The organism is Rhodococcus sp. GB-02, from assembly GCF_053470465.1.
This window is the reverse complement of the sequence record NZ_JBPUKE010000002.1, coordinates 54,015-68,955: the sequence shown is the minus strand read 5'-3', so window position 1 is coordinate 68,955 and position 14,941 is coordinate 54,015. Positions and strand designations below refer to the sequence as shown.

At 63.4% G+C, this 14,941-nt stretch carries 9 protein-coding genes; 2 read left to right on the top strand and 7 right to left on the bottom strand.

Annotation, left to right across the window (positions count from 1 at the left end; all coding sequences use genetic code 11):
* The first annotated feature begins 180 nt into the window (after positions 1–180).
* The gene (locus ACSW29_RS13275) at positions 181–1,065 is read left to right on the top strand and encodes an ABC transporter substrate-binding protein (RefSeq protein ID WP_317829030.1); all 885 of its coding nucleotides are present in this window, start codon (positions 181–183) and stop codon (positions 1,063–1,065) included.
* 80 nt (positions 1,066–1,145) lie between these two features.
* Here ACSW29_RS13275 and ACSW29_RS13270 read toward each other — a convergent pair whose 3' ends face one another.
* Genes ACSW29_RS13270 through ACSW29_RS13260 form a run of 3 tightly spaced genes read right to left on the bottom strand, consistent with a single transcriptional unit; the run spans position 1,146 to position 4,535 of the window.
* Complete coding sequence (locus ACSW29_RS13270; protein ID WP_230817420.1) at positions 1,146–2,087, bottom strand: alpha/beta hydrolase fold domain-containing protein; 942 nt, start codon at positions 2,085–2,087, stop codon at positions 1,146–1,148.
* A gap of 46 nt (positions 2,088–2,133) precedes the next feature.
* Positions 2,134–2,964 (bottom strand): SDR family NAD(P)-dependent oxidoreductase, encoded by an 831-nt coding sequence (locus ACSW29_RS13265; RefSeq protein ID WP_230817421.1) that lies wholly within the window; start codon positions 2,962–2,964, stop codon positions 2,134–2,136.
* A complete protein-coding gene (locus ACSW29_RS13260; protein WP_317829029.1) occupies positions 2,961–4,535 on the bottom strand; it encodes a flavin-containing monooxygenase in 1,575 nt (524 codons plus the stop codon). Before ACSW29_RS13260 ends, ACSW29_RS13265 begins: the two co-directional genes overlap by 4 nt.
* A 71-nt stretch (positions 4,536–4,606) precedes the next feature.
* On the opposite strand from ACSW29_RS13260, the gene ACSW29_RS13255 reads away from it, so the two are divergent.
* On the top strand, positions 4,607–5,236 hold the full coding sequence (locus ACSW29_RS13255) for a TetR/AcrR family transcriptional regulator (protein ID WP_054187351.1): 630 nt from the start codon (positions 4,607–4,609) through the stop codon (positions 5,234–5,236).
* 98 nt (positions 5,237–5,334) lie between these two features.
* On the opposite strand, the gene ACSW29_RS13250 is transcribed toward ACSW29_RS13255, so the two are convergent.
* From ACSW29_RS13250 to ACSW29_RS13235, 4 genes are all read right to left on the bottom strand, one after another.
* The gene (locus ACSW29_RS13250) at positions 5,335–9,096 is read right to left on the bottom strand and encodes a multifunctional oxoglutarate decarboxylase/oxoglutarate dehydrogenase thiamine pyrophosphate-binding subunit/dihydrolipoyllysine-residue succinyltransferase subunit (protein ID WP_448277464.1); all 3,762 of its coding nucleotides are present in this window, start codon (positions 9,094–9,096) and stop codon (positions 5,335–5,337) included.
* 175 nt (positions 9,097–9,271) lie between these two features.
* Positions 9,272–13,081: an ABC transporter ATP-binding protein gene (locus ACSW29_RS13245; protein ID WP_448277463.1), complete on the bottom strand. Its 3,810-nt coding sequence runs from the start codon at positions 13,079–13,081 to the stop codon at positions 9,272–9,274.
* A 36-nt stretch (positions 13,082–13,117) separates the two neighbouring features.
* The gene (locus tag ACSW29_RS13240; RefSeq protein WP_317829026.1) at positions 13,118–13,891 is read right to left on the bottom strand and encodes an ABC transporter permease; all 774 of its coding nucleotides are present in this window, start codon (positions 13,889–13,891) and stop codon (positions 13,118–13,120) included.
* Positions 13,888–14,889 carry an ABC transporter ATP-binding protein gene (locus ACSW29_RS13235; RefSeq protein ID WP_317829050.1) on the bottom strand — a complete coding sequence of 334 codons (1,002 nt, stop codon included), beginning with the start codon at positions 14,887–14,889 and terminating at the stop codon, positions 13,888–13,890. Before ACSW29_RS13235 ends, ACSW29_RS13240 begins: the two co-directional genes overlap by 4 nt.
* Between the last annotated feature and the right edge of the window lie 52 nt (positions 14,890–14,941).

Genomic DNA, 14,941 nt, shown 5'->3' with positions numbered 1-14,941 from the left:
GCGTCCCGTGTTTCGGGCGTCGGTAACCATCCCTTGTGGAGAAGCCACCCAAGTGGCTTCGACGGCGCCGCCACCGAGTGGCTGCGTCAAGACTGGTTACCGCGCATCGCCCGACAAGTGTAACGATAGGTACCGACATGGCACGGTTTTCGATCCATGGGATTGGATGTGAGGATTTCGGTGAAGAGCACACGCACGAAGTATTCGACTGTTGTTGCAGCACTGATGGTCCTGCAGATTCTCAGCGGATGCGCAAACGGTGATTCGGTGGTAGAGAGCGCCGAAGTGGAGTCTCGCGACCAGATCGTGGTGGCCGCGGACGCATCGGTGGAGAGTTCGGTGTTGGCCGAGGTGTATTCGACGGTGCTCTCCTCCTCCGGTCTGTCGGCTCGCGTCGAATCGGTGGGTGGTGGCAGAAACCAATCACTAGAGGCCCTGGACGCAGCCCGAGTCACGTTGGTACCCGAGTTCACCGGCGCGCTGCTCGATCACTACGACCCGTCATCCCCGGCCCGCAAGGCCGACGACGTCTTCGAAGCCTTGAGTCGCTCTCTGCCGGAGGGTCTTTCGGTGTCCGACTATGCGATGGCCGAAGACCGTGCGGTCGTTGCACTCGACACCGCATTCGCACAGTCGTTGGGAGCGAAGACGATAGAAGCCTTTGCCCCTTCGTGTGCCGCGGCGACGTCGCTCGTCTCTGTGAGATTCGTCGAGGACGGGGCGGTAGAACAGTTGGCCGAGGGCGCCGAGTGTGTCTTCGCCGGTGTCGAACAGGCAACACCGGCGGACGTACCCGGTGCACAGGTATTCGGAACCACGACGCTGTCAGCGCTGGCGCAGTCCGATGCCGTCACAGTGCTCGCTGATTCGAATCACGTTCTGGCTGCGCAGAACGTCGTTCCACTCTTCCGAACGGGCGCACTGGGAGATTCGGCTGTCAAGGCGCTCAGCGTCGTTGCCGGTGAACTGTCCACCACCGACCTCGCTGCGATGATCGATCAGGTCCGGACCGGCAAGGCGTCAGCCTCGGAAGTCGCCCGCACCTGGTGGGACACCCGTCAGTGACATAGACGGAGTGGGACACCCGTCAGTGACATAGACGGAGTGGGACACCCGTCAGTGACATAGACGGAGTGGGACACCCGTCAGTGAGCGCTCGATCCCACCGCTGAACTCGAATCATCCTTGGCACGAATCAGTTTCGATGCGATGAAGCGGCCCAGATCGGCGACGGCGTCTGCTGCTTCCTTGACCAGTGACGCTTGTGCGTGGGCCACGTGCCACAGTCTTGCGTACTCGACCAGGGATACATCGACGCCGGCAGCGGAGAGCTTGTCGGTGAACGTCATGATCTGCGGATAGAGAACTTCTTCGATACCGACGTGAATCCGGGTGGGCGGCAACCCGTCGAGCTTGCCGTGCATCGGTGCGTAGCCGGGATCTGTGCGATCGCCGCCGGCAAGGTAAGCGTCGGCGGCATCGAAGGACCACGCCGTGTTGACCACCAGGTCGGCCTTCTTGGTGGCACCCCGATCGCCGGGATCGACCCACGGTGAGATCAGTGCAAGCGCACCCGGGGTCACACCGTGACGTTCGATCAGACGCAGAGCGGTCGCGGCGGCCAAACCGCCACCGGCCGAATCGCCGGCGATGGCAACGCGGTCTTCGGAATAGTCGAACTCGGTCACCAACTGCATGAAGGCGGAGACCGCGTCGTCGAGAGCGGCGGGATACGGGTTCTCCGGTGCGAGACGGTAGTCCAAGGTGAAGACCGCACTGGACGATTCACGCGCGAGATGCGCTGCGAGAGAACGGTGGGTGGCCAGCGAACCCAGTGTGTACGCACCGCCGTGCAGGTACAGAACTGCGGTGGGGCGCTCGGTTGCGCCGACGGTGATCTTCTCCGCCGGTCGGCAGGCGAGCTCCAGCGGGCGCACGACGGCGCCCGCTGGAACCTGCTGCAGTGGTGCCCCGGCCTCGAGCAGCAGACGTTGAATCCGATAAGGCAGTCGCGAGTTGAAAGCCAGACGGAAGTACGGCTTCAACAAGAACGCGACCACGGGCAGCGGAAGGGTGAACGTGCTCACCGGCAGGGCTCCTGACTCTGTATGCGAACTGCGCTGTAAAACGAATTCAGCTGGACTTGGGCATCATTCGGCCGGCGACGATCGAGACGATGCGCTGGTAGCCCGATCCTACGAGGCGAACCCAGGCGTCGAGTGCGATTGCGTCCATGCCGATGAGAACGCGCGGCTTGCTCTTGCGAACGCCGTTGACGATCGTCTTGGCGGCATCTTCCGGAGTGGTGCGCGCGAGCTTGCGGTCGAAGAACTCGGAGAAGACCGCAAGATCTTCGCCCGGGCCTGCGGTGGCGTTGCGCGCGATGGCGGTCTTGATTCCGCCCGGGTGCACGCAGGTCACCTTCACCGGGTGCTTGGCGATCAGCATTTCCTGTCGAAGTGACTCGGTGAAGCCGCGAACTGCGAACTTAGCCGAGTTGTATGCGCTCTGACCCGGCATCGACAGCAGGCCGAAGAGGCTCGACACGTTCACGATATGCCCGTCGCCGGAGGCGATGACGTGGGGGAGGAATGCCTTGGTGCCGTTGACAACTCCCCAGAAGTCGACGTCCATGACGCGCTCGAAGTCCTTGAACTCGGACTTCTCGAAGGTGCCGTGGTACGCGATTCCGGCGTTGTTGTAGATCTGGTTGACCTTGCCGAAATGGGCGACAACCGCGTCTGCGTACTCGAGAACCGCTTCGCGCTGGGTGACGTCGAGATGGTCCGATTTCACCTCGGCTCCGATGGCCTCCACCAGACGCTTTGTCTCGGCCAGACCCACGGTATCCACGTCGGAGATCGCCAACTTGGCGCCCTGGCCGGCCAGGTTCAGTGCGAGAGCGCGACCGATGCCCGATCCTGCTCCGGTGATGACTACGACCTTGCCTGCAAAATCACTCATTGTGCTACTGCCTTCTCGTCGTCGAGGTCGATCTGTGAAGTGCTCGCGGTGCCGACGGCGCCGAGATCCGAGGTGGCGACGCTGCGGTATGCCGCGAGGTCGAAATGCTTGGTGGCGTTGCGGAACTGGAAGGTGAAGCCCGGCCACAGGGTGGTGTTGTTTCCGTGCTTGTCCATGTACCAGCTGGCGCAACCGCCGTTGTTCCAGACGCTCTTGGACATAGCTGCCTGCAGGTCCTTGTTGTACTTGTCCTGCTTGTCCTTGCGCACCTCGATGGTGCCGATGTCGTACTTGTCGATGGTGGTGATCGCGTCGACCAGGTAATTGATCTGCGACTCGATCATGAAGACCATCGACGAATGTCCGAGGCCGGTGTTGGGTCCGACGAGGAAGAACATGTTGGGGAAGTTGGCAACTGCCGCGCCCTTGTACCCCTGCATGCCGGTCTCTTCGAAGACCTCGGCGAGCGAGCGCCCGTCCTTGCCGAAGATTCCGGCGAAGGTGGGGGAGTCGGTGACGTGGAAACCGGTCGCCACGACGATGGCATCGATCTCACGCGTGGTGCCGGTCTTCGAGACGATCCCGTTGGCGGTGACCTCCTCGATGCCTTCGGTCACCAGGTCGACATTGTCCTGGGCGAGGGTGGGGAAGTAGTTGTTCGAGATCAGCATGCGCTTGCAGCCGATCTGGAAGTTGGGCATGACCTTCTTACGAAGATCCTTGTCCTTGATCTGAGCCTTCAGGTGACGCTCGGCGGCGAACTGCAGCGGCTTCATGAAGACCGGCGCTTTGGCCAGGCCGACGACCTGCGTCTCTCGCATCCAGTAGATGCCGGTGCGGCACAGTTTCTGGAAGCCGGGAAGGTACTTGAACGCGAGGTGCTCGATCTTGGTGTACTCGCGGTCTGCGCGGGGCAGGATCCACGGCGCCGTGCGCTGGTACACGTCGAGATGTGAGACCTTCTTGCCGATGGCGGGCACGATCTGGATGGCCGAGGCGCCGGTTCCGATGACGGCCACGCGCTTGCCGGTCAGATCGGCGTCGTGGTTCCAGCGCGAGGAGTGGAAGATCTCGCCCTTGAAGCCGTCGATTCCCTTGATATCGGGAAGTGAAGGCTCACACAGTGCGCCGACGGCCGAGACGACGATCTTTGCGACGAATTCACCCTTGTTGGTGCTGACGTGCCACTGAGCCGACGACTCGTCCCATCGGGCGGAGAGTACGTCGCAGTCGAAGATGTGCTTGTCGAGCACCTTGTGGCGGTTGGCCACCGACTGGATGTACTTGTAGATCTCGGGCTGGGTGGAGAAAGAGCGTGTCCACTCCGGGTTGAGTGCAAAAGAGTACGAGTACAAATGCGACGGCACGTCACATGCGGCGCCCGGGTAGCTGTTGTCACGCCAGGTTCCGCCGACGTCATTGCCGCGCTCGAGGACAACGTAGTCGGTGATGCCGGCCTGTGCCAGTTTGATCGCCGCACCGAGACCGGCGAAACCACTGCCGATGATCAGTGTGCCGACGTGGCGAGTATCCGCGGCCGGTGCTGAGGTATCTGTAACTGGAAGACTCATGTAGGGAACGATATGCCTTTATTGAGTCACGGTCAATAGCTTATTGACGAATATTCAGTAGTCTATTGGGCATGGACGCAGTAAAGCGAACGCGGCTCGACCCTGCGCAACGCCGAGCGCAACTCATCGACCTCGGGGCGCGGATGCTGGCCGAACGGCCGCTCGAACAGATTTCCGTCGAGGACATCGCCGATCAAGCGGGTGTCTCGCGTGGGCTTCTGTTCCACTACTTCGCGTCGAAAAGCGAGTTCCATCTGGCGATCGTCCGACACAGCAGTGAACAGATGCTCCAGCGCACCGAGCCGAGCGAATCGGACGATCCGATGCTCACCCTCCGGTCAGTGCTGGCGTCGTATGTCGACTACGTGACCGAGAACCGCAATACGTACGTCTCACTGCTCCGGGGGACCGCCAGCGGGGATCCGCAGATGCGCGAGGTGTTCGAGCAGACCCGCGACATCATGGCGAAGAGGACCCTCGATCAGCTCCCGAAGATCGGCCTGACGCGAACGCCTCAGGTGGAGTTGGCCGTTCGCGGTTGGATTGCGTTTGTCGAGGAAGCCACCATCAGTTGGCTCCGCGCGCCGGCCATCGCCCGCGAGGAACTGATCGACCTGACGGTTCAGTCGTTGCCCGCGTTGGCACTGGCCGCCGTCGGTTTCGATGCCGGGCCGGATCTGGGTCTGCTGCAATCGAATTGACATGCACGCAAAAGGCCGGGCCCCACACTCCTTGCGGAATGTGGGGCCCGGCCCTTATTGCTTGCCACTGATCAGTTGGTCGGCAGGAACGCCACCGATCAGTTGGTCGGCAGGAACGCCTCGTCCAAGATCTCCTGCTGCTCCACCGCGTGCACCTTGCTCGATCCCGAGGAGGGAGCGGACATCGGACGACGCGAGATGCGCTTGATGCCGGTCAAGGTCTCCGGCAGAAGGTCCGGCAGTGCCAGTCCGAGGAACGGCCACGCACCCTGGTTCGCGGGTTCTTCCTGGACCCAACGGAACTGATCCGCATTCGGGTAACGGTCCAGGGTCTCCTTGAGGCGACGCTTCGGCACGGGGTAGAGCTGCTCCATACGCACGATGGCGATGTCGTCGCGCTCGTCCTTGTGCTTCTTCGCCAGAAGCTCCCAGTACAGCTTGCCGCTGACCAGCAGAACCCGCTTGACCGATTCGCGTGCGCTTTCACCGCTCTCGTATGCCGGCTCCTCGAAGACCGAACGGAACTTGCCCGTCGTGAAGTCCTCGACGTTGCTGACTGCAGCCTTGTTACGCAGCATCGACTTGGGCGTGAAGACCACCAGCGGACGGCGGATGCCGTCGAGGTGATGGCGACGCAGCAGGTGGAAGTAGCTGGCCGGAGTCGACGGAACCGCAACGGTCATCGAGCCTTCTGCACACAGCTGAAGGAAACGCTCGATGCGACCGGAGGTGTGGTCCGGACCCTGACCCTCGTGACCGTGCGGCAGGAGCAGCACGACGTCGGAGAGCTGACCCCACTTGGCCTCACCCGAAGAGATGAACTCGTCGATGATGGTCTGCGCGCCGTTGACGAAGTCACCGAACTGCGCTTCCCACAGGACCAGAGCGTCGGGGTTACCCACCGAGTAGCCGTACTCGAAGCCCAGACCCGCGTACTCGGTGAGTGCGGAGTCGTAGACCATGAACTTGCCGCCATTTTCGGCGTCGGCAGCGATCTTGGCGATCGGGCTGTACTCGTTGCCGGTCTTGCGGTCGATGAGAACCGAGTGACGCTGCGTGAACGTTCCACGCTTGGAGTCCTGACCCGCGAGGCGGATCAAAGCACCCTGCTCGGCCAACGAGCCGAACGCGAGCAATTCTGCGAACGCCCAGTCGACATGTCCCTCACGGGCCATCTCGCGGCGCTTCTCGGCAACAGGCTTGACGCGCGGGTGAACAGTGAAGCCCTCGGGGACGTTGACGAACGCGTCTCCGATGCGCTCGAGAACCTCGGGAGCGACAGCCGTGGTAAGGCGGGCCGGCGGAGTCTGGTCGAGTTCGACGGACTCGGACGGTTCGGGCTGGAACTTCTCGAGTTCACGGACCTCGTTGAAGACCCGTTCGAGCTGGCCCTGGTAGTCGCGAAGTGCGTCTTCGGCTTCCTTGAGCGAGATGTCACCGCGACCGATGAGGGACTCGGTGTAGCTCTTACGAACGCTGCGCTTGGTGTCGATGACGTCGTACATGGCCGGCTGAGTCATCGACGGGTCGTCGCCCTCGTTGTGACCGCGGCGGCGGTAGCAGATGAGGTCGATGACAACGTCTTTGCCGAACTTCTCACGGAAGTCGACGGCCAGCTGAGCAACCCAGACACAAGCCTCGGGGTCGTCGCCGTTGACGTGGAAGACCGGTGCGGCGATCATCTTCGCGACGTCGGTGCAGTACTCGGACGAACGTGAATGTTCCGGTGCAGTGGTGAAGCCGACCTGGTTGTTCACGACGATGTGCACGGTGCCGCCGGTGCGGTAACCGCGCAGCAGCGAGAGGTTCAGCGTCTCGGCGACAACACCCTGACCTGCGAATGCAGCGTCACCGTGCAGCATGAGCGGCAGGACGGTGAAGCCTTCTTCGCCCTTGTCGAGGATGTCCTGCTTGGCGCGAACCAGGCCTTCGAGAACCGGGTCGACGGCCTCGAGGTGCGACGGGTTTGCGGTCAGTGAGACAGCGATGTCGTTGTCACCGAACATCTGGATGTACGTTCCGCTGGCACCCAAGTGGTACTTCACGTCACCGGAGCCGTGGGCGGCTGCCGGGTTCATGTTGCCCTCGAACTCCGTGAAGATCTTGGAGTACGGCTTGCCGACGATGTTGGCCAGCACGTTGAGTCGACCACGGTGCGGCATACCGATGACGACCTCGTCGAGCTGGTGCTCGGCGGCCTGGTCGATCACGGCGTCCATCATCGGGATGACGGCTTCGGCGCCCTCGAGCGAGAAGCGCTTCTGGCCGACGTACTTGGTCTGCAGGAACGTCTCGAAGGCCTCGGCGGCGTTGAGCTTGCTCAGGATGTACTTCTGCTGAGCGACCGAAGGCTTGGCGTGATGGCCTTCGACGCGGTCCTGGATCCACTGACGCTGATCCGTCTCGAGGATGTGGGTGTACTCGACACCGACGTGGCGGCAGTACGCGTCGCGCAGCACGCTCAACACGTCGCGCAGCTTCATCTTCTCTTGACCGTGGAAGCCGCCGACCTTGAACTCGCGGTCCAGATCCCACAGCGTCAGGCCGTGGCTGATGACGTCGAGGTCGGGGTGGCTGTGGAACTTGTCCTTGACGAACTGCAACGGGTCCGTGTCGGCCATGAGGTGGCCGCGGTCACGGTATGCAGCGATCAGTTCGAGAACACGGGTGTTCTTGTCGACGGCGCCTTCCGGCACGTCCTTGCGCCAACGCACCGGCTCGTACGGGTTGCCGAGCGCGTGGAAGATCTCGTCGTAGAACTCGTCGCTGATCAGCAGGTTGTGGATCGTGCGCAGGAAATCGCCCGACTCCGCACCCTGGATGATGCGGTGATCGTAGGTCGAGGTGAGGGTCATCAGCTTGCCGACGCCCATCTCGGCCAGCTTCTCGTCGCTGGCGCCCTGGAACTCGGCGGGGTATTCCATCGCGCCAGCGCCGATGATGGCGCCCTGGCCCTTCATCAGGCGGGGAACGGAGTGAACCGTGCCGATGCCGCCCGGGTTGGTCAGCGAGATGGTGACGCCGGTGAAGTCTTCGCCGGTGAGCTTGCCTTCGCGTGCACGGCGGACGATGTCCTCGTATGCCGCGTGGAACTGGACGAAGTTCATCGACTCGGTGTTCCGGATGGCGGCAACTACCAGTGAGCGGTTGCCGTCCTTGCCGGGAAGGTCGATTGCGAGTCCGAGATTGGTGTGCTCGGGCGTGACCGCGTTCGGCTTGCCGTCGATTTCGGCGAAGTGCCGGTTCATATTGGGGAACGCGTTGACTGCCTGGATGATCGCGTAACCCAGGAGGTGGGTGAACGAGATCTTGCCGCCACGAGTACGCGCGAGATGGTTGTTGATGACGATGCGGTTGTCGAACATCAGCTTCGCGGGAATGGCACGCACGCTGGTTGCTGTCGGGATCTCGAGTGAGAGCGACATGTTCTTGACGACCGCGGCTGCGGCGCCGCGGAGAACCTTGGTTTCCTCGGCTCCGCCGGCAGGGGCGGGCTTCGCAGAAGCCGCCGCGGGCTTGGCTGCTGCGGGCTTGGCCGGAGCAGCCTTGGCGGCGGGCGCTGCCTTCTTCGCGGGGGCCGGTGCGGCAGCCTTGGCAGGCGGCGCGGGAGGTGCGGTCTTGGGGGTGGGAGGCGTGGCCTTGGAAGCAGCAGGTGGAGCTACAACAGCGGCGGGTGCAGCCGCGTTGCCGTTCGAGGCAGTCCCGTTTCCACCTCCCGTGTTCGCCGAGTCCGGCGCGTAATCGGTCAAGAATTCGTGCCAACTGGGATCCACGGACGACGGGTCGTCCTGGAAGCGTTGGTACATCTCGTCAACCAGCCACTGGTTCTGTCCGAATTGGGATGTAGAACTGCTGCTCACGGCAGGTGTTCGCCTCGTTTCTATTTCGGTACCCGATCAGAGCGCCTATATATATGAGATTAGCCCGAGCGTGTGACGAGCAATTGTGCGGCACACAATTTGTGAGCTGTCTCACGGAAGTCCGTGATCTTGCGATCGCGCACTCCCTCTCGGCGGTACAAATCCGTGCCGACTGTCAAACGACGGGGTTGCCTTCGATGACAGTTCTCGACGTCAGATTATTCCCCTCACGTGCCTGCGATGCATCCCAGAGTCCCGAGTAGTGACCACCGGCATACCGCAGAACATCGTGCGGGCCGTATTCAACGATACGTCCCCGGTCAACTACGACAACGAGGTCTGCTCGGGCAGCGGTGGCGAGGCGGTGAGCCACGACGACTGACGTCCGTTTCCGGGTGACCGACCGACTTGCTTCGAGCACCATTCGTTCGGTCGCGGGATCGAGCGTCGCGGTCGCCTCGTCGAGGAGCAGAAGATCCGGGTCGACTAGTTCGGCACGGGCCAATGCGATCAGTTGGCGCTGGCCCGCCGAGAGCCCCTGGCCACGCTCTCCGACGGGATGATTCATGCCTCCACGCATGTCGGCTATCGAATTCAGGGCGCCGACGGAACGCGCCGCTTCCTCGATCTCGGCATGCGAAGCCGAAGGCCTGCCGTACGCGATGTTGTCGGCGACCGTGCCGGTGAACAGATGCGCTTCTTGTGGGACGACGCCGAGGCGACGTCGGTACTGCGGGAGGTGGAAGTTCCGGATGTCGGTTCCGTCCACGTCGACGGATCCGGACGTCGGGTCGTAGAAACGGGCGAGCAACTTCACCACTGTCGACTTACCGGCACCGGTTCGGCCGACGAGAGCGACCGTTGTGCCCGGCGGAATCTGCAGATCGAAGTCGGAGAGCGCGTCGACGTCCGCGCCCGAGTACCGGAACCCGACTCCGTCGAGATGGACGGCGCCGTCGAGCCGTCCGGAAATCGCGATCAGATCCTCGCTGTCGGCAGTCTCGATCGAACTTCGAGTGCGCAGCAGGTCGCCGATTCGTTGCAATCCGACGTTTGCCTGTTGGTAACCATCGAAGACTTGTGAGAGTTGCTGAATCGGTCCGAACAGCAGACCGAGGTAGAGCACGAACGCGATCAGTACGCCGGGCGACGTCGACCCGTTGGCGATCTGGTGCGCGCCGACGAATACGACCGCGGCCAACGCGAGGTCGGACAAGAACGAGATGAATGGGAAGTAGATCGAGATGGCTCGCTGCGACCGCATCCGCGATCGGCGGTAGCTCTCGGAGCGTTCTGCGAACCTGCGCGCCGCACCTTCCTCACGGCGGTAGGCCTGGGCCGCTCGCAGGCCGGCGATGTTCTCCTGGAAGTCGGCATTGACGAGCGAGATCCGCTCGCGGGACTGGCGGTAGGCCACCGAGGAGATCTTGCGGAAGATCACGGTTGCGACCACGAGCGGTGGGATGACGGCCAGCGCCACCAGGCCGAGCGTCACGTCGGTCGCCAGGAGCGCGATCGAAATTCCGCCGACGGTCAGGACGCTCACAATCGCCGTCGACATGCCGGTCTGGATGAACGAAGAGAGCGCGTCGACGTCGGTGGTCATGCGCGTCATGATGCGCCCGGACAGTTCTCGTTCGTAGTAGTCGAGGCCCAACCGCTGCAGGTGCGAGTAGCTGCGGACGCGGAGTCCGAACAACACGCGTTCGCCTGCCCTGGCGGTGAGCACCGTCATGACCGCAACGACAACCCAATCTGCGGCAACCAGGAGCGCGCCGAAAGCCGTCGCAATCCAGAGCGTGCTGCTGTCCGCGGTCACGACCCCGTGGTCGATTGCATATCTGACGAGGGAGGGGAACGCGATCGCGGCAGCCGAGTCCAGAGCAAGACATGCGACAACTGCCAGCAGAACCCAGCGAACCGGCCTCAGGATTTGTCGGAGTGAGAAGTGCGGATTCGATTCGCGCAGACTTTCGGGTGCGACTCCGGGATCTTCGCGAGCGGGCGGAAGAGCGTCGACTGCTGCCCGTAGGGACGGCGTCACCGCGATTCCGCTGAGTGCTCCGGCCATCGGACCGCCGGCACCCTGCGAGGCACTGGTGGTGTTGTCGGCTTCGGATTCCGGTGCCTGCGGCCACAACTGCGCGGTTGTCGGCTCGCGGTGGTCATGATCGAAGGCATCGGAGTCGCCCTGGTCGAGTTCGGCCGGTAGTTCCGATGCGGAGGAGAACAGCGCCCGAAAGAGGGGACATCGCGCTTCCAACTCGTCCACGGTTCCGGAGTCGATGATCCGTCCGCCGTCGAGTACCGCGACCCGGTCCGCCAGCGTGAGGGTGGACCGCCGGTGAGCGAGGATCAGGGTGGTCTGCCGTCGTCTGGCTCGGAACGCGTCGAAGATCGCGGCTTCGGTTGCCGCGTCGACCGCGGAGGTCGCGTCGTCGAGGACCAGGATCCTCGGGTCGACGAGCAGGGCTCTGGCAAGCGCGATGCGCTGACGCTGTCCACCCGACAGCGTCAGGCCGCGTTCGCCCACGACGGTGTCGTACCCGTCCGGGAGTGCCTCGATGAAGGCGTCTGCCTGTGCCAAAGCAGCGGCAGCACGGATCTCCTCGCCGGAGGCGTCCTCGCGGCCAAGCGCGATGTTGGCGGCAATGGTGTCGGAGAACAGGAAAGGCTCGTCGAAGACCAGGCTGACCGCCGCACGAAGCTGCTCGCTACGCAGTTCGGCGATGGGGAACGTCTCGTCGGCTGTATCGACGCTGACCTGACCCGATGTCGGCGCGTAGAACCGGGGGAGAAGCAAAGACAACGCAGTCTTTCCCGACGCAGCCGGCCCTACGACGGCGACGGTCTCGCCTGGTTCTATGCGGAGGTTCAGCCCGGTCAGGACGTCGCGTTCGGTGTCGAATCCGAATGCCACGTCGTCGAAGGTGACTCCGAGAGGACCGTCGGGCAGGTCCACCGGATGGTCTGGATCGGCGATGTCGGGCTGGGCGTTGATGACGTCGTAGACACGCTCGACAGCGGCGCGCGCCAGCTGCGCCATGACGATGACCGACGACAGAGTTCGGGTGACTCCGGTCATCGTCACGATGTAGGTGGCGAACGCGAGAAACGTTCCCACGGTGATCTTGTCGTGCAGTGCGAGATACCCGCCGAGAGCGATCACTCCCACCTGCCCGAGCTGGGGCAAGGCTGCCATGGTTGGCGCGAATTTCGCGTTCAACCACGCGGCGCGAAGGCGCTCGGAGTACAGCGTGCGGCTATGTTTCTCCAGCTGGTCGACGGCTCGTTGTTCCTGCCCGAATCCCTTGACGACGCGAACGCCGGTGACGGTTTCCTCGACGTGTTGGGCGAGGTCGGCGGCCCGCTGCTGCGCGGACCACGTTGCGGCGAAGAGCATCGGTCGCATCAGGAACACCACCAGCCCTACTGCGGGGATGACGGCGACAGCGACGAGAGTCAACAGCGGCGAGAGCCACGCCATGATGCCGATCGCCAGCACGAATTGCAGGAGCGCTCCCGCGGACATCGGCACCATCGCGAGCAAACCCTGGACGAGCTGCAGATCCGTGATGGACCGGGAGACCACCTGGCCTGTGCGGATCTGATCCTGTCCTCGTCCGTCGAGGCGTTGCAGCGAACCGAGCAGGGCGAGCCGCAAGTCGTGTTGAACGTCGAGCGAGAGTCGGCCGGCAAGCATCCGTCGGCCGTACTGGCACGCGAAGCGGACGATCGCGAGCAACGCGATCGCCAACGCGACGAACCCGATCACCTTGCCCGGGTTCTCCTGGCCGGCGGCGTCGAGCGCATAGCGGGTCAGGAGCGGAAACGAGATGTCGATCGCCGAAGCGATGACGGTGACGAGAAGCGCGCCGATCGCAACTCTCCGGTGCAACCAGCATGCGTGGGCCAAGCGGCGGATCCAGCCCGGAGCTCGATCCGCCTCTCCAACTACCGGACTGCCCGTGTTGATCGTGTTCATCGAGATCCACGGTAGACCCGGCCCCAGACAGCTTTTTCAGGTGATGTCGCGGGTCCGGGTTCGCAGCCAACCGAGCCCGCAGAACAGAACGACCCAAGCGGCCAACATCATCGGGCCACTCGGCCAGGACGCAAAGGCGTCGACGTCGATCGACGGTGCCGCGTTGACGATCGTGCCGATCGTGGCCGACACCGGAAGCGCGGCCCCGATCCCACCGAGATCCATCGCGAGCAGCACTGCGCGGACGATCCATTCACCGAAGACGAACCACAGGATGACCGAGAGGGCACCGGCCATCGACGAACCGGTGAGCAGGGCCACCCCGGCGCCAAGTAGTGCCCACAGCGCACACGCCAGAATGCCTGCGGTGCAGATGGCGAAGAGATCGGTGGTGAAGCTGAAGTCCCGGCCGAAGAGCAACATCGTGCCGATGCTGACTACTTCGACCGCCAGTGCGTAGCCGACGGCAAATACCGCGACGACGGCAAGTTTTGCGCCCAGAACTCCGTCGCGGCCGCGAGCTGTGAGGAACGTTGTGGTGAGAGTCTTGTAGCCGAATTCGGATCCGGCGGTGAGCGCTCCGAAGACAGCCGCGAACACCAGGACAAGCGTGTTCGAGACACCCAGGCTGACGCCGGTGGACACGACATCGACGTCGAAAGTGGTGTCGGCCGAATCGGCCACAACTTCGACGAACGTCCGAGTCGAGGCAGCAATCAGCACAGCCACGACGACCGGTGCGATTGCCAGTGCCCACCAGTAGCGCAGGGTGAGGACTTTGAGTGTCTCCGCGCGCACGAGCGTGGTCATCGGTGTCCTCCGGAAGGTCCGTATGCGGCAGGGCCGTAGTAGCCCGGTCCCGAACCCGGGCCGGGAGGCCGGTGGTAACCGACCTGGGGAACCGCGTACTGCGGTGTTGTCATCGCGAGGAACAGTTGCTCGAGATCTGCGCCTTCGGTCGCGACACCGAAGATCGTGACACCGGCCGCCGACGCCACCGGCGGGAGCACCGACGTATCGGTGCCGCCCACCGCGAGCCGTCCGTCCTGGGTGATCTGGGTGTCGATGATTCCGCGAGCGGCCAATGCCGTGGCGAGGAGCGCTGGGTTGGAACACGAGACGAGCAGTCGACTGCGCTGGGAGCGGCGAAGTTCGTCCATGGTCCCTTGGTAGACGAGTGAGCCGGCGCTGACGATGACCACGCTGTCGACGGTCGCTTCCACTTCACGAAGCGCGTGACTCGAGATCAGAACCGTTCGGCCGGAACCGGCGAAGGTCTGCAGGAACTGACGAAGCCACGCCATGCCCTCGGGGTCGAGTCCGTTCGCGGGTTCGTCGAGCACAAGGATCTCGGGATCACCGAGCATCGCCGTGGCAAGGATCAGGCGTTGGCGCATCCCGAGCGAGAAGGTGCCGGTCTTGTGGGCTCCGACCGAACTCAGACCGACCATTCCCAGTACCTGCGCGGCGCGTTGAGTGGGCATACCGATGGCGGCTGCGTAGATCTCGAGGTGCGCCAGCGCTGTCCGCTTGGGATGGAGACTGCCCACGTCGAGGACGGCACCGACGGTTCGCGCCGGGTTGGGCAGCGAACGCATAGGCGCGCCGTTGATCGTGGCCGATCCCGAAGTCGGCGACACCAGCCCGAGGAGCATCCGCAACGTTGTCGTCTTGCCTGAACCGTTGGGGCCGAGAAACCCGGTGATCGAACCTGCCTGGACGTCGAAGCTCAGGTCGTTGACCGCGTGCGCCGCCTTGAACGTCTTCGTCAACCCACGAATCTCGATGGGCGCAGAGAAGGATCCCATTGCGGTGTTCGTCAATGCTGCTCCCGGGTCGGCGGCGAATACGTGATGCGAG